This is a genomic window from Bradyrhizobium sp. WYCCWR15520 (assembly GCF_056174665.1).
Map to the genome: position 1 here is coordinate 17,207 of NZ_JBWBWM010000038.1, position 20,977 is coordinate 38,183.

Annotated in this window: 11 protein-coding genes and 1 pseudogene; 7 read left to right on the forward strand and 5 right to left on the reverse strand. The window is 57.9% G+C overall.

Annotation, left to right across the window (positions count from 1 at the left end; all coding sequences use genetic code 11):
* Positions 1-2: 2 nt before the first annotated feature.
* The gene (locus AC0QUY_RS33230; protein WP_246738325.1) at positions 3-4,520 is read right to left on the reverse strand and encodes a Ulp1 family isopeptidase; all 4,518 of its coding nucleotides are present in this window, start codon (positions 4,518-4,520) and stop codon (positions 3-5) included.
* Positions 4,521-5,376: 856 nt separating this feature from the next.
* On the opposite strand from AC0QUY_RS33230, the gene AC0QUY_RS33235 reads away from it, so the two are divergent.
* The 4 genes from AC0QUY_RS33235 to AC0QUY_RS33250 all read left to right on the forward strand — a co-directional run bounded on the left by AC0QUY_RS33235 (position 5,377) and on the right by AC0QUY_RS33250 (position 10,411).
* Positions 5,377-5,778: a transposase gene (locus tag AC0QUY_RS33235; protein WP_246738326.1), complete on the forward strand. Its 402-nt coding sequence runs from the start codon at positions 5,377-5,379 to the stop codon at positions 5,776-5,778.
* 958 nt (positions 5,779-6,736) lie between these two features.
* A complete protein-coding gene (locus tag AC0QUY_RS33240) occupies positions 6,737-9,253 on the forward strand; it encodes a PAS domain S-box protein (protein WP_475390282.1) in 2,517 nt (838 codons plus the stop codon).
* Positions 9,250-9,924 carry a response regulator transcription factor gene (locus tag AC0QUY_RS33245; protein ID WP_161855664.1) on the forward strand — a complete coding sequence of 225 codons (675 nt, stop codon included), beginning with the start codon at positions 9,250-9,252 and terminating at the stop codon, positions 9,922-9,924. The genes AC0QUY_RS33240 and AC0QUY_RS33245 overlap by 4 nt, the downstream gene beginning before the upstream one ends.
* A 97-nt stretch (positions 9,925-10,021) precedes the next feature.
* A complete protein-coding gene (locus AC0QUY_RS33250) occupies positions 10,022-10,411 on the forward strand; it encodes a response regulator transcription factor (protein ID WP_161855665.1) in 390 nt (129 codons plus the stop codon).
* A 749-nt stretch (positions 10,412-11,160) separates the two neighbouring features.
* Here AC0QUY_RS33250 and AC0QUY_RS33255 read toward each other — a convergent pair.
* Together AC0QUY_RS33255 and AC0QUY_RS33260 are read right to left on the reverse strand one after the other, a co-directional pair.
* Positions 11,161-11,352 (reverse strand): hypothetical protein, encoded by a 192-nt coding sequence (locus AC0QUY_RS33255; RefSeq protein ID WP_161855666.1) that lies wholly within the window; start codon positions 11,350-11,352, stop codon positions 11,161-11,163.
* Positions 11,345-11,863: a hypothetical protein gene (locus AC0QUY_RS33260; RefSeq protein ID WP_161855667.1), complete on the reverse strand. Its 519-nt coding sequence runs from the start codon at positions 11,861-11,863 to the stop codon at positions 11,345-11,347. Before AC0QUY_RS33260 ends, AC0QUY_RS33255 begins: the two co-directional genes overlap by 8 nt.
* Before the next feature lie 1,108 nt (positions 11,864-12,971).
* Here AC0QUY_RS33260 and AC0QUY_RS33265 point away from each other — a divergent pair.
* A pseudogene (locus tag AC0QUY_RS33265) lies at positions 12,972-13,877 on the forward strand (TauD/TfdA dioxygenase family protein); the annotation flags it as partial.
* Positions 13,878-14,346: 469 nt separating this feature from the next.
* A complete protein-coding gene (locus AC0QUY_RS33270; protein WP_161856812.1) occupies positions 14,347-14,778 on the forward strand; it encodes a hypothetical protein in 432 nt (143 codons plus the stop codon).
* Between the two features lie 523 nt (positions 14,779-15,301).
* Here the strand turns inward: AC0QUY_RS33270 and AC0QUY_RS33275 are convergent.
* Positions 15,302-16,894: a carbohydrate porin gene (locus tag AC0QUY_RS33275; RefSeq protein ID WP_161855669.1), complete on the reverse strand. Its 1,593-nt coding sequence runs from the start codon at positions 16,892-16,894 to the stop codon at positions 15,302-15,304.
* Between the two features lie 1,697 nt (positions 16,895-18,591).
* Here AC0QUY_RS33275 and AC0QUY_RS33280 point away from each other — a divergent pair.
* Positions 18,592-19,107, forward strand: coding sequence for a hypothetical protein (locus AC0QUY_RS33280; protein WP_161855670.1), 516 nt, complete (start codon positions 18,592-18,594; stop codon positions 19,105-19,107).
* 266 nt (positions 19,108-19,373) lie between these two features.
* Here the strand turns inward: AC0QUY_RS33280 and hemN are convergent, their stop codons facing one another.
* Positions 19,374-20,708 (reverse strand): oxygen-independent coproporphyrinogen III oxidase, encoded by a 1,335-nt coding sequence (gene hemN / locus AC0QUY_RS33285; protein WP_161855671.1) that lies wholly within the window; start codon positions 20,706-20,708, stop codon positions 19,374-19,376.
* Positions 20,709-20,977: the final 269 nt, after the last annotated feature.

Below are 20,977 nucleotides of genomic sequence, written 5' to 3' on the forward strand. Positions count from 1 at the left end.
CATTAGCCCAAGCCGGGATGAGCCAGTCGACTCTGGAGGGACCGCCGATTGGCGACGAGGTTGTCAAGGTGCAGCGGCTCGTGCGCTGGCCGCTCTCCTTGGGCCAATCGTCGAACCAGCGCCCGCGTGCCGTCCACCACAAAGACGCCGCAATCATAGCTGTTCCGTTGCTGGGCCATGCTGGGTGACTCCAGGCGGGCGCGCAGCCGTCGTGCGAGCTGCGCTGCCGCCTCGTGGTTGTGTCCCCGGACAGAGTCGTAGTGATAGGCAACCGACTCTCCTCGCGTGTGGCGATCAAGGAGCAGCAGCGACCAATGCGTGCCGAGGCGATTAGGATCCATAGCGTCGTTCACTGGCAGGAACAGGAAGTCGGCCGTATCATTACCATTTGGATCGTAGACGATGCGCTGGAACGCGCGGAGCATGTCGGGTTCGGCGCCGAAGCGCAGTTGATAGTGAGCTATCAGGGGGTCCACGAACTGCGTCAGGGCGGCGAGTTCCGGACGGCCCCGCCGCAACTCCTCCGCCAGGAGCTCGTAATCCCTGTGGATATGCTTGTCGCCCAGCCATTCCTTGGCGCCGAGCTCTAGTCCACTGCGGCCGTGGGAGGAGGCGGTCGGATCCAAAGCCCCGATCTGAGCATCGGCGGATGTGCGCGGGAAAGGCGCATAACGAGCATCATCACGCAGCTCCTGCAGCGTGGGCGGATCTAGATCAATCACCTGCGGTCTGGGCGCATCCCGACCAACAAATGATACAGGACCAGCGTAGGTGTCCGAGCGACCCCTGGCAGGATGGGCTGGCGCAAAGTGAGCATCGTCGCGCAACTCGGACGGCGTTGGCGCATTCAGATCAACGAATGGCTCAAGACCAGCGTAGGTGTCTGAGCGAACCCTGGCAGGAGCGGCTGGCGCAAAGTGAGCATCGTCGCGCAACTCGGACGGCGTTGGCGCATTCAGATCAACAAATGGCTCAAGACCAGCGTAGGTGTCTGAGCGAACCCTGGCACGAGCGGCTGACGCAAAGTGAGCATCGTCGCGCAACTCGGACGGCGGTGGCGCATTCAGATCAACAAATGGCTCAAGACCAGCGTAGGTGTCTGAGCGAACCCTGGCACGAGCGGCTGGCGCAAAGTGAGCATCGTCGCGCAACTCGGACGGCGGTGGCGCATTCAGATCAACAAATGGCTCAAGACCATCGTAGGTGTCTGAGCGAACCCTGGCACGAGCGGCTGACGCAAAGTGAGCATCGTCGCGCAACTCGGACGGCGGTGGCGCATTCAGATCAACAAATGGCTCACGCCTGCCCTTAGCATTTGACGCGGGCCTGGATGGTGATCCTGGTTCTTGCCGCTGTTCACTCAACCAAACCCAAGCTCCAGCGCTTCGGCTGGCCGGCGTTGAGGGAAGATCCTGCGAAGAGCCGGAAAACCGATCGCCCTGCGCGTCCGGCGAGCTCGGCTGCTCAGGGCCTCGCAGCCCCAGCTCTCGGTTCGCCTCGATGAGTTTCAAGTAGCTGCGAAGATGCGACAAATCGGGACCGTGTACTCTGCCTCCAGTCCGTTGGAATGCTACCACGTCATCGTCGAGGGATAACTGCTGCCTGCTGGAGCCGTTTAGTCGCCCAATAATGCTCCCTTTGCCATTCCCTCTAAGCCACGCACTCAGCGCGCGAAGACGTGTCGCCCGCTGTTGCGCAGACTGCCTCAGCTTCGCAGTCGGGGTTTTAAGATCTTTCAGGGCTTGGCTCAGCGCGCCCTCGATGAGGGGCGCATCTTCTGGATGAGGAACGTGGTGACGGGGGGCACCGAGAACGCGGGGTTCGGGTGCTTCGACTTCTTCCCCCCCACGTAGCAGCCGCCTGAGAACGTCCACAGCCGATCTAATGCGGTTCTGAGTGTCACGGCCCAAGCTCCTGTACTTCGCCATTTCCTCATCGAGCGATGAACCGTCTCGCAGCCGAGAAGCTACAGGGCCCCTATGACTTGCGTTGACCCAGCGGACAAAAGTCCTAAGCCCGGAAACACTGTTGTTGATGGCCCCTGGGGTGAGCTTGCGCCGCTCGGCGTCTACACGAAACATCGCCAAGAGCTCCGCGTCTTCGGCCGGAAGCTGCTCGCCGATCAGCTCGTCCGGCGACGACACCGGAGCTTGCCTCTGCGATGGTGACGCCGCCAGTTGATGGGATGGGGTCTGCATCAGCTGCCGCTCAACCGCGTCGCCCTGCGGAGGCGGCGAGGAGCTGGGTCCGTCCATCGTCTCCAAAAGCAGATCCTGCTGGTTCGCAGGCAGAGTCTCCGGCCAGCTGACAGCTCCGTTCGACCCGCTGTGCTGCGCAGTCGCGGTGAGGGTCGGCTTCGTCTCGGCGCGAACCGCGTCTTCGAGATCAGGAAGGGGGCGAATATGACGCAGGAGTTCGATCGCTCTAGCCCCCGCCGGCGACCTCAGGAGATGAGCCAGTGCGGCTCCGGCTTTTCTGCGGCCATGGGGGTCCGCCTCCTTATACCGACTGACATCTTCATCCAGCGAGTCGTGGCCAAGCCGAGCAGCAATGCCGGGCTTATCGTTTTCACGGAGGTAATCACTGAAATCGATAAGAAGAGTTGCATAGCTCCTGGCGGTGTTGGCAGTGCTTGGGGCTGCTTCTTCCTTGTACCTTTTGATGAGATCCGCATCCTGCGGATAGGGATTCCGCTCAACCCGGCTTGCAAACGGCGTGATGCCGCCCGGCGATTGGGAGGCTCGAAGATGATCCAGTGGGGTAGCGATGGCCTGCTCCTCCTTCTCGGCGAACTCCTGGGCATCCTTGTCCAGCGACTTGTCGTAAAGCCGGGAAGCAATGCCCGGCTTGTCGTTCTTCACGAGCCAATGCCCCAAGCTGAGAAGACCACGTAGATTGCGGCCGACCGTGCTCTCGGAGGCCCCAGCCTTGATGAGTGCCGGCCTCAGCCCCTCAATAAGAGAGGCATCTTCGCAATAAACAGGATCCAGGCTGCTACCTGCGAAAACCAATTTTGCATGGCCGGGCGGTAGCGCCGAGGCATTCAGCATCGTTCCACCGCCTTGACCGTGCGGAGGCGGCGTAGATGGGTGTCCGCTCGCCCGCATGATGGGAATCTGCTCGCCTGGCACGAGGATGTTGCGGTAACGTTCATCCGTCAGCTCGTCGTCCTGGTGGCGCCAGTTCACGGGATTAGGAGACTCTGTAGGATTCAATGCCAGGCCATGCCGCGGTGGCTGAAGACACGACGATGCACCGGCTTCGTCGACCGTCCCAAAGAATAAATCTTGATCATCCCCCTCAGCGAGTGCCGCTGGCCAACTGAAGGCGGGCTGCGAGCCGCCCTGCTTAGCCGCGGCCTCAATGCCCCCTGCCCGGGCAGTGATTGACGCGACTCCGCCCGGCGACTGAGAGGCGCGGAGACGATCTAGTGCGGTAAGAACGAGGTGCCTGCGACTTTGATCGAAGATCGCAGCGTCGCTGCTGAGCGATTCGTCGTTAAGCCGAGCAGCCACTCCCGGCTTGTTTTTTGCAAAGAGCCACCGGCTGAATCTGCGAAGAGGACCAACATAATTCGTCTTAGCGGTGATCTCCTCGTACCCAGCCTTAACGAGTGCTTCTTGAAGTCCGGAAATCAAGGGCGCGTCTTCGGGATGAAAAGGCGGACCGTTGAGTTTTCTCGCTCCATTACGGAGATGATCAAGTGCCGCGCCGATACTTTTGTTACCCCCGGCGTCCTTGTAGCGCTGGATCTCTTCATTGAGCGGTTCGTCCTCGTTCCATGTCTCGTCCTGAAGCCGAACAGCAATGCCAGGCTTGTTGTTTGCCCGAAGGTAGTGGCTGAAATCCGTGAGAATAGATGCATAGGTTTTGGCGGTACTTGAAGTTCCGGCCGCCACTGCTTGCTTTCTGTATTCTTTGATGAGAGTTCCGTCCTTGGGATAAGGAGTCAGGTCAGGGCGGCCTGCGATCGGTACGACTCCTCCCGTCAATTGAGAGGTCCGCAGATGAGCTAGTGCCCAAGGGACGTTCGCCATCCCACCTTTGGTTATGAACTCCTCGACATCCTTGTCCATCGACTCGTCATGAAGCCGATCAGCAATGCACGGCTTGTCGTTTGCAAAGAGCCAGCGGCTCAAGCTGAGCAGATAACCGACGTTGCTCGTGGCGGTGCTCTCGGCGGCTCCACCCCTGAGGAGCGCCTGCTTAAGGCCGGAAATAAGGCGCGCATCCTTAGCATAGAGCGGCTCCTTGCTGCGACCGACCAAGACCCAATTTGACTGAGCGGTCTGCAGCGCTGCGGCGCCCAGCACCGCCTCATCGTTTCCGGCATGCGCCTCAGATCGCGATGCCTCCGCTTGATGGGCGCGGACCTGCATGAGCACGGGAGCAGACGGGACAGCGATCTCGCTCAGCTGCTGCTCAAAGGCCGCCGCATCTGTGGACGGAGCTGGTGAGCTCTCTTGCGGGCCCGCGGTGCCCGATTGTTGACGCACCCAGTTGGTGGATTGGAACTTCATTCGTTCTCACTTTCGGAATATAGGCCAATTTGAAGCCTGAGTGATTTGCCACGGACTCGACTCGGCAGCATCGAACCCAGCAGAAAACTACCGTGAACGCCCCAAAATGCCCCGTCCAAGCACCCCCGACCGCGCGCTCCAGTATTCTTGCAGCGATCGCCAGCTATGATCGCCTCTGGAGACCCTACTCTTCTATGTGCGATAGCTGTCGAGAACCTGACGCGGAGCCGCCGACTTGCTGCAGCGGACACGCAGGCTGCCCCCATGGCCGGAAATCGATAAAGAACCTCGCGAAGAACGGTTCTGTGGGCTTTCCTGAGCCTTGTTGTATAATGAAGAACGGCCCCATGGGGCGATCGGCAATCGACCCGATTTTGCTGCAAAACCGCGATGGCGCCACCAGCCCGCCAACGTGTTTAGAGTCGTAAAACTCTAGTTTCGAGTGGTCCAAAGTTCGGTCTCGCTGCAGAACTACCGAGACTCTAACTGCCGCTGGATGAAAGAGTTTAGTGGCAGGTCAGCGGTCACCAAACATCCTTCGGGGATATCGAAATGGCCCTCTTGCGATCTAGCTATAGTACTGCCAAATTTTATGCCTTTGCCGGAACTCTCCACCCGACGAGATCTAGCTACTTGCGCTGTAATCATCCGGCGAGGTCCGGCGAGGGCCGCCTTGCTCAGAGGGTCTGCAGGCTGCAACTCCTATTGCAAGCACTAGGAGTAGTCCTATGACAACGGTAAGTGGCAAAGAGACCCCATCTGGCGGAGTGGATGAGCGATCGGCTATCGGCTGCGGAGTGTGTGAGCCGATGTGAGCTTCTATGTCTGCGCCTAGTTCTGAAACTAGACCTTCCATATGATCGAAGCGGTCGCAGAGCGTCTTGAGGGAGCCCCGCGACAACTTGGCCGACGCTGGTCGGATGAGTTCAAGGCACAAGTCGTGGCAGAGGCGCTGGAGCCCGGCGGAAGTGTATCGGGGAGCATTCACCCGTCGCAGCTCTTCACCTGGCGTCGCGATGCTCGGGCCTCGTCGCGGTTTTCGAGTCGCGAAGCCGCGGTGGGTGCATCAGTTTGTCACCGCCGAGCTCCGAAAACCGAAACGGTCTCGATCAAGACTCGGGCCTCTCAGCAACCCTCGCCCGAGTTGATGGCGAACTCACAAAGGTTTTTGGCCACGACACGGCATATCGTAGAAGCCGAGCGACCCAGCTCGATCAGGGCTAAGGAGGATATAAATCGGTTTGTGTTGCAGCGCTAAACTCGGTTGTCCGCACGTGCAAGCGACCGAGATCGCAAAAGCACTGAGGGCTTCAGCGTCAGCATCCGCACAAGGCTAGCCTCGTGCACAGCGACCCCGGAGGCTCCATTGTTCGCGTGCGCGATACGCCTTCCCTCGGCCGTCACGCGCGTCGATCTCCTTTCATTTCGCAGAAGCGCGTAACCAAACCGGCGACTATGCTCAACCACCGTTTCTCGGGCAAGCCCTCGTGCGGGTCTCTCTGCTCCCGTCTAGCCCCGGCCAGGCCGATCAACAACAAGAGGCTTACGTAACCGAGCATGAAAGCAGAGGGTCTTCTGATGAAGCGGTCTTCAATTTGTTGTTTTGAAGCAGCTCTCTTATGGTCTTGTCCACCATATGCATTTGGCGAAGGCCGCCGCCAAACGAGACGATCGTGTCATGGCCCCCGAAAGCCATCCACACACCTTTTCAAATCCTAACTAAGGAGACGGGCCAACGATAGACATCTCCCCCAAAGGCTTTCCCTGATTGTTACTCGGTTTATTTTCGGTGGAAGTGCCGGCCCGGCTGCTGCGCTCCACTGGTTCTAAGCGCACTGCCGTGTGGGTTCTAAGGGCCCTCATGGCCGCCTCAATCAGCCAATTCTTTAAACGAAAGTTTTCTTTCGGCGTCATCAAAGCCCGACATCGCTCTTCCACTCAAGCCATTGATATCAATGGATTAATTGTACCGCGGCAACCTGATAATGCTGGCGCTAGCTGCTGAATCAGTGCGAGCACAAGAGAGCCTAAAACATTCGTATAGTTCTCCAGCTGCTTTCGATAGTTTAGGTTGATGGGTGATCAGCTTACTAGATCAAGTTCGCAAGCTCACGCAGTTTTTTTTGCGCGGGCGTTGATGACGCTAACTTCGTCATACCTTCACTTTCGCCGCGACGGCGTTCGGCTATTTGGAAATGATATTGGTGTTTCCACTGATGGGCAGCCTCATCGCATCTGCCATGCTTTTCGTCTTCCCCTTCGCTGTTTTAGCCTACTTCTTTGCGCCGCCTCCTTTCAATCTACGGTTGGACGATCCGCAGACTCTTCCTGTGATTGTGGCCTTTGTTGTTGTCTCAATTGTCGGAACGCACCTAATCGAAAAGGTCCGCCGAGAAAGGAACGTTGCGCTTGAGGCCGCAGCGAGGCTCCGGCGCGGCGAGGCTGGGTTGCGCGACCGGGAGAAACAGTGGCGCGAAATCTTCGGGCATAGCCCCGTCATGCACTTCATCGTCAATACCACCGGAATGGTCCTGAACGTGAACACGTTCGGCGCCACACAGCTCGGTTACGCGCCCTCGGAGCTTGTCGGGCATTCCGTGTTGAACGTATTTCTGGAAGACGATCGTCCGTTTGTTCGCGAACGCGTCAGTCTGTGCATTGAAACAGTTGGCCAATCGCACACTTGGGAGATCCAGAAGATCAGGAAGGATGGCTCGGTGCTGTGGGTGCGCGAGAGCGCCAAAGCCATGCAGGGGGCAGACGACAAGCTCGTCGTCCTCATTGCCTGCGAAGATATTACCGAGCGAAAGCGGACGGAAACTGCCCTGCGGCGGAGCGAAGCCCATCTCGCCCAGGCGCAGGAATTGAGCCGCACCGGCAGCTTCGGCTGGAACGTCGCCACCGGCGAGGTCCACTGGTCAAAGGAGACCTTTCGTATCTTCCAATACGATCCGTCGACCAAACCGACGCCGCAACTCGTCGTTGATCGAACCCATCCAGAAGATCGGGCTGACGTGCGAGAGACCATCGAACGAGCGGTCCAAAACGAAGAGGATTTCGAGCACGAATACCGACTGCTGATGCCGGACAGCTCGGTGAAGCACCTCCGCGCGGTGGTACGAGCCACTAGAACCGCCTTTGGTGATATCGAGTTTATCGGCGCAGTGACGGATATTACGGCTGCAAAGCAGGCGGAACAGCAGTTGCGTCGTAGCGAGGCCTATCTGGCCGAAGCCCAGCATCTTAGCCACACGGGCAGTTGGTCCTGGGACGTCCACCGTCTCGAATTTGTGTATCGCTCCGCCGAAATCGATCGTCTGTTTGGCTTCGACCCGGGACAGGCTGTATCGATCGAGACCATCCGGTCGCGTATCCATCCAGACGACTTGCCGCGACTTCAGGACGTGCCGCGCCAGGCTATCATAGGCAATGGAGGACACTTCGAATATGATTTCCGAATCCTTCTTCCAGATGGCGCGATGAGGCGCATACATTCCGTTGCGCACGCCGTGGTCGGCAGCGACGGCAACGTCAGCGAGCTCATCGGAACGCATATGGATGTTACCGAGCAACATGCGGCCAGGGAACGATTGGAAAGGGCTCTTGCTGCGTTGCGCGAAAGCGAGCAGCGGTTTCGCGACTACGCCGAAACGGCCTCCGACTGGCTCTGGGAGACCGGGCCGGACCACCGGGTCACGCTTTTATCGGAGCACACCAGCGCAGCAGGCCTTCCGGCTTCAGAGGTCGTCGGACTGCTTCGCTGGGAAATAGCGCGCGATTTCGAAGCAGAACCCGAGAAGTGGCGCCAGCATCGGGCGACACTCGATGCACGTCTTCCGTTTCGCGATTTCATCTATCGCACCCTCACTCAGATGGGATCTCCAATTTACGTCCGAACCAGCGGCAGGCCATTCTTTGATGCTGACAGCAATTTCCTCGGCTATCGCGGCGTCAGCACCGACATCACCGCAACCATCCGCGCAGATCAGGCCGAACGAGAACTGCGGAAGGCACAGGCAGAGCTCGCGCACGTGACGCGGGTGACGATGCTCGGCGAGCTGACAACCTCCATCGCCCATGAAATAAATCAGCCGCTTGCCGCCATTGTCACCAATGGCGAGGCTTGTCTGGGTTGGCTTGGTCGCGAAACTCCTGATCTTTCCGCGGCACGCCGCTCAGTGGAGTGGATCATCGAGGACGGGATCCGGGCGAGCGAGGTGATCCGCCGCATCCGCGCGCTTGCGAAGAAAGGCGAGATCGAGATGGTGCCGCTCGATATCAACGACATCGTCCAGGAGGTAATCGCGCTGGTGACACGGGAGCTTGTCGGCCATCAGGTGACGTTGCGAACCGAGTTGGCGCCGGCCCTCCCCCTGATCCTGGGTGACCGGGTTCAACTGCAACAGGTGATCACAAATCTAGTGATGAACGGGATTGAGGCCATGCAAATGGTCAGGGACCGGCCGCGCGAACTGATGATTCAGTCATCTCGAGACGATATAGGACACGTGCACCTCGCCGTGACTGACTGCGGTATAGGGATCACCGAGGACGACGCGGATCGCGTGTTCAATCCCTTTTTTACCACTAAATCAAGCGGCCTTGGAATGGGGCTTTCGATCTGCCGTTCGATTGTGGAGGCTCACGGAGGGAGCCTATCGATCGCTCGCAAGCAAGAGCCGGGCGCGACGTTTCAATTCGTCCTACCGTTCCATAAGGAGGTCGTGTCGTGACCGGGCGCTCCGACTTGCCGCACCAAACCGTAAAGGTCGAGGAGCCCAGCGGAAGGGCGATCGTGTTCGTGATCGATGACGACGTCTCAATGCGTCGTTCGCTCTCGAATCTTTTTCAATCGGTGAACTTGGACGTTGCTGCGTTCGGATCGGCTCAGGAAATGTTGCAGGGAAAGCTTCCGGAGGTCGCCAGCTGCCTCGTCCTTGACGTCAGACTGCCAGGATTGAGTGGCCTCGAGCTGCAGACCGAGCTAGCCAAGTTGAACCTTCACATTCCGATTATTTTCATCACTGGCCATGGCGACATTCCAATGAGCGTCAAGGCGATGAAGGGCGGAGCGGTCGACTTCCTTACCAAGCCGTTTCGCGATCAGGAGCTGCTTGATGCCGTCGTCGCCGCGACCGAACGGGATCGCAAGAGGCGGGAGGTTGAGAAGACAGTTGCGAACCTGCAGTCCTTGTACGACACCTTAAGCTCACGCGAACAGGCAGTTATGAAACTGGTCGCCGCCGGGCTTATGAACAAACAAGTAGCCGCAGAGCTCGAGCTCGCCGAAATCACCGTCAAGATCTATCGCGGGCGGGTGATGAAGAAAATGGGCGCGCGGACGCTGGCCGATTTAATCAGAATGGCTGAGGCCCTCGGAATTTGTTCCAACCACCCCGAATAAGCCTAAGTATGAGTTTACAATCTCATCCCGCAAGCTCACCCTTTGTCCAGGCGGCTGTGCTTCGGCAAGCGCCTTTCCCGCGATAGAGGGGATCGTCTTGTCCACGCCTCCGCTCATTGCCATCGTCGACGACGACGGTTCAGTTCGTGCTGCGATAAATAACCTTTTGAAGTCCCACGGCTATATCGTTCATACATTTGTGTCGGCCGAGGAGTTCTTGCGCTCGCCCCACCTGAACGGAACATCGTGTGTGATTGCGGATGTGCAGATGTCGATTATGAGCGGCTTGGACCTGCTGGCACATATGCGGGACCATGGCTACGGTGCACCCTTCATTTTCATCACTGCCTTTCCCGATGATCGCGTTCGCGCGCGTGCGCTGAGCGCCGGAGCGATTTGCTTCCTGGCCAAGCCCTTCGCCGGACAGCACTTGATCAGGTGCCTCGATACTGCACTGGATAAGCATCGCGGCGGAGCCAGCGCATGAGACGATGAGCACGCAGTCTGCTCAAAGTTCGGGTCTGATTTGTGAGCGCGGGCCGCGGAACCGCGCGCTTCGCCGTACCACAAAGTCGATGAGGACCTCGGCCTCACGCGCAACTCGCCAGCAATCCTTGGCGATCGGGCTTTTTTGCTGACATTTCTTCGTTCACTATTCGTCACATTGCTTGCGGCCGGCCTGCATCAGCTACTGTTGTTGAGGTCTCCAATGAAGCCATCCGGCCAGTCCTCGGTTGCACGGGCTAACCGAAGTTGCACGCCTCGCTTCGGCTTTATGAATCTGAAAAGCAGCACATTGAAGAAGAAATTGATATTTGGCTTGCCGAGAACCACAGCCGGCTCGATTAAGCCGCCCGCCCGCCTCCTCCACTCTCTTGGTCAGGGCTACCGGAGACTGCCGCTGCGAGAGTGCTGTTCGGGCTTCTGCAAGAGCTCCTTCAAGGGCCGACTCCATGTCATGCTAGGACCCGTGGAGCACGACAGTGCGCACTGTTCGGATTTTGGCACCCGGTGCGTGACATATGATGCAAGAAATCGAAGTGTTCTTTGGAATAGGACAGCCCGCCATCTTTCGGTTATCACCCCTCTGGGCGGCCGATGGATTGGGTGTAGATTCGCCTGGAGCCATCAGCGACCAGCGAGATCCGACATCTCGTTGCGGGCCTTAGGCGGCTCCGTCGTAAGTTGAAGCAGATTGTCCGCAGGGAGCCCCTGCCCCACACCAATGAGATCTCGCTATGCTTCATCGTAAAACCGCTTAAGCAGGAGCACGCCTACACTTCTTTGAAGTTCCCCTATCTGCAGTAATGCTGCATCGCTTTCTGGGCCGCGCGGAAGTCGCGTTGCTGACGATAAGATGCCGATCAGCAGTTGGAGCAGCTCCTCGATCGCGGCCGCATCACTGCCCTTTTGAAGCCCGTCACTCATGCGAGCAATCTCCTCCATCGCCTTCCAATCTTCCGGAAGCGTGACTTCTCGACAAAAACGCATCCGTCAAGGGTTTAAAGCTGCGGCTACAGCGAGGCCGCAGACCGAAGAGTTGGAACAGGCAATGAACGGTACTTTTGGCAATTTCCGTCCCTTTGGATGGGCGCACGCTCCGACGGATTGCTGCTTTAGGCCTGCGCGCAAGTGTCTTGCTGATCAGCTCGGCCACAGCCTCATCCTCAACCGTGCGGGGTCCACTGGTAGGCGTCTCATCGTAGATGATCGCGATGTGATTTCCGATGAAGCCATTGGGCCAGTTGCCGATCCTATGGGGCCGACCACCAAGCCGGGTCGCCAAGACGATGTTGCTCAGCTCACGTTGGCAGGCCAGCACGATCCCTGTTCGCTGCGTCAGCGCCGAGACAGCGAGCGCGACCGTGTTATGGCCGTGAGCTGCGTGTCTTCGTCGCTGGAAATAGTCAGCATCGCCTTCCGCCCGTTCGGTGCGCATCGGTACCTCCTTCATCGGGATACCCGGAATTCATGCAATAGTCATGCTACGAAGTTGCGGGACAGAACACTAGCAACGAGGCGGGGTCACCCGAGAATAACCTGGGCAAACGTGAATCGCGATGTTCTCGTGACCGGATATTCGATCACTCGCGGAGAGGGCAAACGATGTGCCGGCGGCACTGTCGACCAGCACCCCGTAACTCGATGGTCTACGCACATCGGGCGGTCGGCTATCGCCGGAGCAGCTCAAGAATGACAGGTGCCACCACATCGAGGTCAAGGGTGCCGCGATGGTGCCGGAATTTGGTGTGCGCCTTGCTTCACGAGAGAAAACACGCGCAGCCGCCAGATCCCTTTGGATCAACGCTGCAGGTTGTCAGATCTCCGACATCTCCGTCTTGAACCCGACGTGCCTGATGTTGAAAGATGGAAGGTCGTCTGATGACGATCGCCTCTCGTGCTGGCCCGAACGGATTGCTGACGATCGTACGCCGCTGTGCCGTTGGCGCCCACCTAGGCGCTCGACCTCACGTATCGTTAGGCTCTGCTTCTTCGCGCGCGCTGCCATCGAGACTAGCAGGCTATCTGGTCGAATTATCGCCTAATCCGGTGATCGTCGCGCCGGGTTTTTCCCGATTCTTTGGCGCTCTTGCCTCGTTCGCGGCCCGTTTTGGCGGCTGGCACGGTGCTTGCTGGAGATCACTCGCTAAATGCGAGATCTGCGGTGACGTCACCAGCGGTCCGCACCGCCACCAGGCGATTCGTATCTTTTTGGAAGGACGAGATCTTATCGCGATCCTAGAGAAGTTTCACCAAACCAATGATCGAAGGCAGTCTCGATGAAACTTTCGAATTTGAACCTGCCGGCACGTCGATCCTCAATCAAGCTAGTTCTGCACCGAAGCAAGGGGGACCGGCGAGTTTCGGGCGCATCCCATCGACAACGGTACGGACGATAGGTGCGCGGCCGATTTTGCGTCGCACGAACAGCGCACCAAGCGGCCGATTGCCGCGGGTTCTGATGATTAAGCAATATAGCCCTTCCCCATTCGGGCCCGCAGCTGAATAGTTCCTTTGGTGAAGAAACCGCAAAGGCTGGAACATCCATGAACGAAACGATCTCAATCGAGAATGTCATTCCGCGGACCGATGTCGTCAAACGCGCAGCGCGCATTGGCGCGGAAATCAGAAACATCAAGCTCTCGAGCGATTTGCCGGATCAGACGATCGCTGCAATCAACAGCTTGCTGCTCGACCACAAGGTGATCTTCTTCCGCCACCAAGGTCATCTCGATGACGCCGAGCAGGAGCGATTTGCCGCGCGTTTAGGGAAGCTGGTGCCGCATCCGATGCTCGGCGTTGCCAAGGGAACGGCATCGCTCCTCGAGCTTGACTCCGCTCGCGGTGGTGGCCGGGCCGATGTGTGGCACGCCGACGGGACCTTCGCCGATGCCTATCCCAAGATTTTGGTTCTGCGGGCCGTTGTGATCCCACTATTCGGCGGTGATACGGTGTGGTCGAACACCGCCGCCGCTTATCTCGATCTGCCGCCACCGCTGCAACGGCTTGCGGACGAGCTCTGGGCCGTTCACAGCAACGTCTTCGATTATGCCGGAATGGCTCGAGTCCGCGAGGTCGATAAGAAGCATTTTGACGAGGTCTTCACCAGAACCATCTTCGAGACCGAGCATCCCGTCGTGCGTGTCCACCCCGAGACCGGAGAGCGGACGCTAGTGCTCGGCGCGTTGGTACAGCGTTTTCTTGGCATCCCCAAATATGACGGTCAAAAGCTGTTTGATATACTTCAGTCTCATATCACCGCGCCCGAAAACACCGTGCGCTGGAACTGGAGGGAGGGCGATGTTGCGATCTGGGATAACCGCGCCACGCACCATTATGCAGTCAATGATTACGGCGACCAGCATCGCATCGTTCGTCGCGCCACCATCGAGGGTGACGTGCCCGTCAGCATTGATGGCCGGTGCAGTGTAACGCGCGTAAAGGTCACCAAGCAGCCGCCCATAAGGCGTTCACACATTCACGGAGATCCGGCCGTTATAGACTATGCTCCCGCGCTCTCTACTTGTACTAGTTGAGGTCAAACGGCCTGTGCGGGTCTGATGAAGATCTGGTTTCGCGAGCCTCATCGAGAGCGCGGTCGGCGCTGCAATGGACGTACAGCGCTAGGCCACCGCGTATGCGCGACGGCCGAGGTAATCAACTCGAGGGAAAGCGAGTTGCCTCAAGGTGCCGGCAAGTGATGGCAGAGGAGATCGGCAGCGGCACGTATCAACCGGAGGAGGTTGACTTTCGTTCATCCAACGAGAGCCGTGAATATGAGGAGCTCCAAACGCAACGGTTGGCCTGACGTTGCGGCAGCTTGTGACACAATGCATGCCGCCGGACCTGCTCGCGAGGAGGCGGTAGCGCCTTGCGATGGCAAAAGGAGAAAATCGGGTGCGACCAGAAGGCGAGCATAGCCTGGCTTCTCACTGGCAGTATCAGGTCAGGTTCGATGTGAATGATTCCGCCACCGCGGAATCGCTAGGCCGAAAGCTCCCTGCTCCGGCACTGGCACCGCTGTTCAATATCCTTGCCAAGCATCGCGCCGCGCCCAAATGCCAGTTCGATGCCTTTGTGGAGTATGTCGCCGCGGCAGAAGAGCACGGCGTCGAAAACTATCCGCTCTACCAGTGGACAAAGGCGACGATCAAGAATCCAGCGAATAAAGAAAAGTATTTGAAATCCTTTGCACTCTACGTAGACGATCGGGAGATCTATGCCAAGGAGATTGCCGACGCGCTGGAGGCGGACTTGCAACCGCTCACCACTAGCGGGCTCGTCACGCGAATATCGAAGTACGATACCAACCCCGCCAACAATCCTCAGCCGCGGCAGGGCCCCCGTGATTAGGGTGAACTGAACGCCGGCTATTGGCCCCAAGCCGAAGACCATCACTAAGGACGCGCGTCCGCTGCGGGGGATTGTGTAGCAAAGGTCGATCTTCGCAGATGACCGCAATTCTGCAGGCCGTGGGCGCGACTTCCGTATACAAATGTGAGGGACCTCACTGCATCACGCAAGATTTCACAGGCGACTTCAATAATGCGGTTGAGATCATACGATCAGCGATCGCTCGCTGCTTAGTGCTTTTCGCGACAATTTCTGAACCCTGCGACTTTCGACTTTTGCAACACTCTCTGGGGTGAATCGGACAGTGTTGGCGCTGGCCTTTGACCGATGCTCATGGGCCTTACTCGAACGTGTCGGCCTCGCGGGGCGGATCCGACGATTGTGATCAGAAGAGCGCTGGGTGTCGAACCTCAAGCAGCCGCATAGAACGCTTCCCGAATGAGATTCGAGATCGCGCCGGAACCAATAATCGTCGCCTTTCATGAACAGTTCGGTTTTGGGTCACGCGACTAGCCTTGAGGACTTAGAAGAATATCGAGGTAGACACCAACAAATTCAGAGCATGTCCCGTTTGGCGTGTGTGTGTAATGCTCGTCGGGTTGTTGATGTATGCCAGTCCTACACTTGCATATATCCCGGGTGTCAGATGCGCGGTATAGGTACCCAAGATCGCTGTGCTGTCGCGATGCACGAGATTCCCTTTAGCCAAGGCAGCGTCCACTGCAAAGTTGCTCCAGACGGTGTTAGTGGCAACAATAGCAATCTGATCACTGGGCCGGCTGTCAAACAGTCCCTTCGCATAGAGACGAAGCTCGTAATATTGACTGACTTTGTTTAAGTCAGGTGGAGCGCACATTACCGAGAACCCACCATAGATACCACGAGATGCCGAGCCCTGTACATCAGCCTGCCAGAGCTGCCTGTCCGCTGCGACGTAGTAGACGCTGTTCGCCTCGGCTCTCGATTGCTGCGGATACTGCAAGTTCTTGTAGCTGCTGTTATTGAAACCGGCGCCCGCCCGCAACCAGGTCTCAGGTACGCCCGGAGCAGCCTTGTTCTTGTAGCCAACTTCATCAAGCAAAAGAATGCCCGTGTTGGCGGTGCTCCAGCTTAAGCCGGTGGGATTTTCGATGATCTGCGCATACTGACCGTCTGGACTGATTGAACGCTGGATTGAGACCTTGTCATATAGGTGATCATTAAAATTGTACTTCACGTTGAGAGCTGGCGTAGGCGCGGCATTGTTGCTCATGCCAGCTTGATACAGGATATTCGACGAGGGCGCCAAAACGCTTGCTCCTGCATTCCCTCCAACCAATGTGCCTGCGAACTCATTTACATTTCTGAGATAGCCGATTTTGAGTTCGAGTTTTCTGTCGAAGAACGTCTGGTAGTAGGCCAACGTATTGAGACCTGCTCTATCTGGCCCGCCGGGTTTCCATGTCCAGTATTGCTGCTCGGCTCCCACGATGATCTGACCATCGGGAATTCCAAAGCGGCTGAGATCGTAGGTCACTATCATGAAACTTACGGTACTAAATGTCGGATTCTGGCCCATATATAGCTGATTGGCGGTGGTGGCTCTGGCTGCATTTGGCAGTTGATTGTCTATGACGCTGACTACTGTCCCCCCAACGTAGCCGATCCCGACGTCTGCCAGCGCGGATCTAACGCCAGCTTTATCCTGATCTATCGTATCGGCAGGACCAGGGATATTGAGCCACATACCTTTTTCGCGGAGGTTCTCGAACTTTGCGAATGGGTCGATCTCCTTTTGAGTTCTGTTCTTAGCAATTTCATCCGCACTGCCGCGCTTTGCGGCAGGCACACTGGAATTTTGTGCTAGCGCTGAGCTAGAGACGAGACGCGTTGCTCGTTTGAGCTGGCGGGTTTGGAATTCTGTGGCGGAATCAGAGTCCCTCTCAATTCCTCTTTTAGCAACCTCATCTGGAATGTTGCGTTCTGGCTTAAGCCCATTGGCCTTCTGTGCCGGCGCCGGACTGCCGACGAGGCTCGCAGCTAGGGAGAGTGCGAGAGCAAGCCCTCTTTGCTTCGTAGTTGATCGAAAGCTGAAAACGTCTGTCACAGCGGTCGCCACGACAAAGTAACCATGCATAGTGAACTCCACATCCGAATTGCTAGATTGCGCTCCGGCGTAACTTGCCCGGAGCGCCCCCTAACCTTCTAGTGTCTGGAGGCGGGGCTGATGCTTGGCAGCAATCGGCCCGTCTACCCGCTGAGCCTCCCGAGCCTCACCTGCCGGCGAGCTATTGGCCTGATCGGCGACGCACGTGTCGAGTGCGCCATAACGCGGCCGAGCTAGTCGACTGGTCCAAGGCAGTTCTGCTGCGCTGCCGCCGTGTCGAAAGCGGCCGGGATTATTCGGCCTCTTTGCTCCGCGAGATAGTGAGGACGGGTGGCGGCGCCTTGCTGTCCTCGCCACCAATACGCTGCGAGCGACCCACCTCTTCCACTACAAGCATGAGGATTTCGGCATTCGACGGCGAAGAGGACGTCTCCTTCGAGAGATGGCAGTAATCAGAAGACAGGGCTCGCGCGCCAGCGACCACGCGTTCGCTCCATGATACTTCGCTGGCATCGCGTTAACCGAGAGACGAGGCAACTGACAGGCCGAAAGCCCCTTTGCAACCTGTGCGCTCGGCGATCGCGCCAGAAAGTGCATCATGGGCTTCCACAAAAAGGGAGCGATCGCGACTGGAGCCGATTTGACGACTACAAACGCGCTGGCACATCCATCAGGGCCGTTGGAGCGGCCAGTTCTATGTTGCATCTCAGTCCTTAAAGTGTGCCCCGCCGCGGACCTTCATTAACCGCCGATTGCCATGTGTCCGTCATCTCCACCAACTGCTAACGTTAGTAGTTGACCAGGTCGCAAGGCGTTGCTTATCGATGCAGGATCGTGGCCTGCTCGGATGAGGCCTCCTCGGCATCTAGAAGAACTCTGCCGATGCTGCTATCATTCCGGAAATCGGGCGTCGGTCACTCGCGAGCGCCGCAGCCGTTCAGCTCTTTGCGCGCGCATCTCTCGGCGGAAACGCAGCTGAACCGCGACTTTTTGATCTGCATCATTAACGTCGTGCTCAGCCGATGGCTTTCAGGGTTGCCCGGATAGGCCCAGGCAAGAACTTGGCCGAGTTCGTCGTTGGGGTGACGATTGACGATCGTCCACAGGAAGCCGGTCGCGTAGGCGAGAGGACCGACGTCATTGATCCTGCAGATTTACGCCGACCACCGGACCCGCCGAGCGGGTTTGTTTCCAATTTTTTGCTGTGGAATTGAGCTACGGCGTTGTGCTCCGTATTCGACTGCGCCCGGCCAGATAGCTTCAAGAGTATTTGGGCACGAGCCGACTATTCCGGCGCATGAAGATTGGACTCGGCTGCCAGCTCGTAGAACTCTAAGTGGCGCGTCTCGCCAAGGGATGGACTTGCGGGCCAGGGCCAGTGGGGATGCCTGGCTCGATACGAGTCGGAATGATAATTCAGGAAACAACGATTGGTTCGCATACGCGCGCCGGCAAATGGAAGATTGTTTGCAGGCTTTTTCTGAATGGCGAGGAAATGCTGCGCGATGACGGACGAAGACGAGAACTATTGCTTTGCAGTGGCGCTATGATGTAGGAGCCGACCATGCGCCACGAGTATCAGATCGCGCCGATCATTAGGCGGGGATGCAAAACGAAGAGGGCAACTTGCGGAGAAAGGTTTGTCGATGGTTGCGGCTCGTTGCAGCTCTTGACCATCGTGTGATAGCGCATCAGCGAGCAAAGCCAATACTGATATCGAGCGAGGGATGATGGAGATGATGGAAGAAGCGACCGGTTCGGACTTGCCGTCGTCATTGCACACCTCGTCGAAACGCGTTCCGTGGGTTTTACTGCTCGTAATTGTCCTCGTTGGCCTCTGCGCTGCAGGAGCCTATTTCTGGACTAATGTCGGACACTTTGTCGAGACGTCGGCGGCCCGTGACGTGGGCCCAATGCCAGGCTTGTCACCTGAGGACAGAGCGACCCTGTCGGAGATTCAATCGGGACAACAGAAGACTAGCGATGAGCTCGCGGAACTCAACCGCAGCATCAATGCCCAGCTGGCCGATTTAACACGAATGTCGGATCAAATCGCAGCTCTCACTTCGCGACTCGACTCGTTGCAGAACCCGACACCCACGGCTTCTTCTCCTCATGTTCCTCGTCCTGGCCATGCCGTTTCGGAGTCGGCCAAGAAACCCGTGCGATCGACTAAACCACAAGGGCCGGTTTCCGTCGGGGGCGCGCCACTGATCTCAGGACCGAAGGCGGACGAGCCTTGACGACAGGTGCCACAGACCTCCAGCTTGCCAACCCCCGCTCGACGCGGTTGATCGTTTCTCGCCAAGCGGCCTGCCGGGCGATTACGGCGGCGCCAAAGCTTACGGCAGTGCCAGGACCTCTAACGTGAGGCTCGCCGAGGCCGTCGAGATCGTTGCCGCAACGACGGCAGTCTGGCTCAGATTGCATAGAAACATTTTCTATATGGTCGAGGCGCCGTCCTGTTAGCGAGAAACGGTGATGCTTTTGGATCCGTTTATGCTGCTTGTTAATAAGGTGAACGGTTGAGATAAGCGTCGAATGCGGCAGCAACAGCACGAATCACAAAGCGGTGCTCCTGCCTCACGCGGATGAAACCCTTTTCGATGTCGATTATCCCGTCCTCGGCAAGCATCGCCAAGCGTTCAGCTGAATCCAGAAAAGGGACCGCATGAAATCCGTGGTTGGTACAGATTGCCGGCACATCGGCCTCCAGATCGCACATTAGCCGCTCGATGATCGCGGCTCGGACGCGGTCTTCATCGGTGAGCCGGTAGCCTTTTGACGTCGCCAGACGGCCTGCTCTGATGTGCCCGCTGTACGAGCCTGTTGCAACATCGTTCTGGACGTAACCGTCGCCGAGACGGCCGATGGCCGACGTGCCGAAGCCGATCAGGGTTTTGCAGGTGTCGGCCGAGTAACCCAAGGAATTACGCCGCAGCCGACTGGCCTTCTGCGCCAGAGCGAGCTCATCGTCCGGCAAGGCAAAATGGTCAAGCCCGATTTGGAGGTAGCCGGCAGCGACCAGCGTATCGGCCACGGCCGCAGCCTGGTCGGCGCGGGCAGCACTGTCCGGCAGCGCCGCCTCATCGATCAGGCGCTGACGTTTCATATACGAAGGAACGTGCGCGTAGCCGAAAACCGCAACCCGGTTCGGGCGCATGGCGACCGCCATCGTCGCGCTCTCGACGCAGGACTGCACCGTCTGATGTGGGAGACCGAAAATAAGGTCCAAGTTGATGCGGCTTATTCCGTGCTGGCGAAGAATTTCGACGGCAGCGGCGGTCTGCGCCTTACTCTGGACCCGGTTGATCGCTTTTTGAACGATGGGATCGAAGCTCTGCACGCCGAGGCTCGCGCGGTTCACGCCGGCTGCTCCTAAGGCTTCGGCCATCTGGACCGTGAACGTGCGCGGGTCGATCTCGACGGCGATCGTAGCCGTTTTCCTGAAAGCGAAACGGCGGCGCAGGAGCTCCATCAGAGCCAGGAAATCCGCTGGCGCGACGAGGGTCGGCGTTCCGCCGCCGAAGTGCACGTCGCTCACTGGCAGCGCTTGCGGCGCTTGCTCCGCGACCAAACGGATCTCCTCACGCAGCACCGACAAATAATTGAGGACCGGCGCATCCCGGCGAGTGCTGGCCGTAGGAAAGCCGCAATACCAGCAGATCGATCGGCAGAACGGAATGTGGAGATAGAGCGACACGGGCTCGTCAGGCGGCAGCCGCCTCAGCCATTTCTCACAGTCCTGTGCACCGACCTCCTTGGAGAACTCTGGCACGGTTGGATAGATGGTGTACCAAGGCAGGCGGGCATCGCAATACTTTTTCTGGATTGAGGCCTGCAAAGGTTACTTTCCCAGGTGGTATATAGAATCATCCTAACCGCAGCGCTCCCCTGCGTCTTTGCGCCATATCAAACGATCGGCGTTAGTCCAGAAATCTGCATTCCGCCAAAGTCCATGCTAAGGTAAATCGGTTAGGATGACAGCAGGAGCGTAGCCACTCGCTGACACTCGTTTGATGTTTGTGAAGAGAAGGACTTTATTGCACGACTGATGTTGAAGCAGTGCTTGATGTGAAGAATTGACGTGCGACGACCATTTGGCTTTCGAGG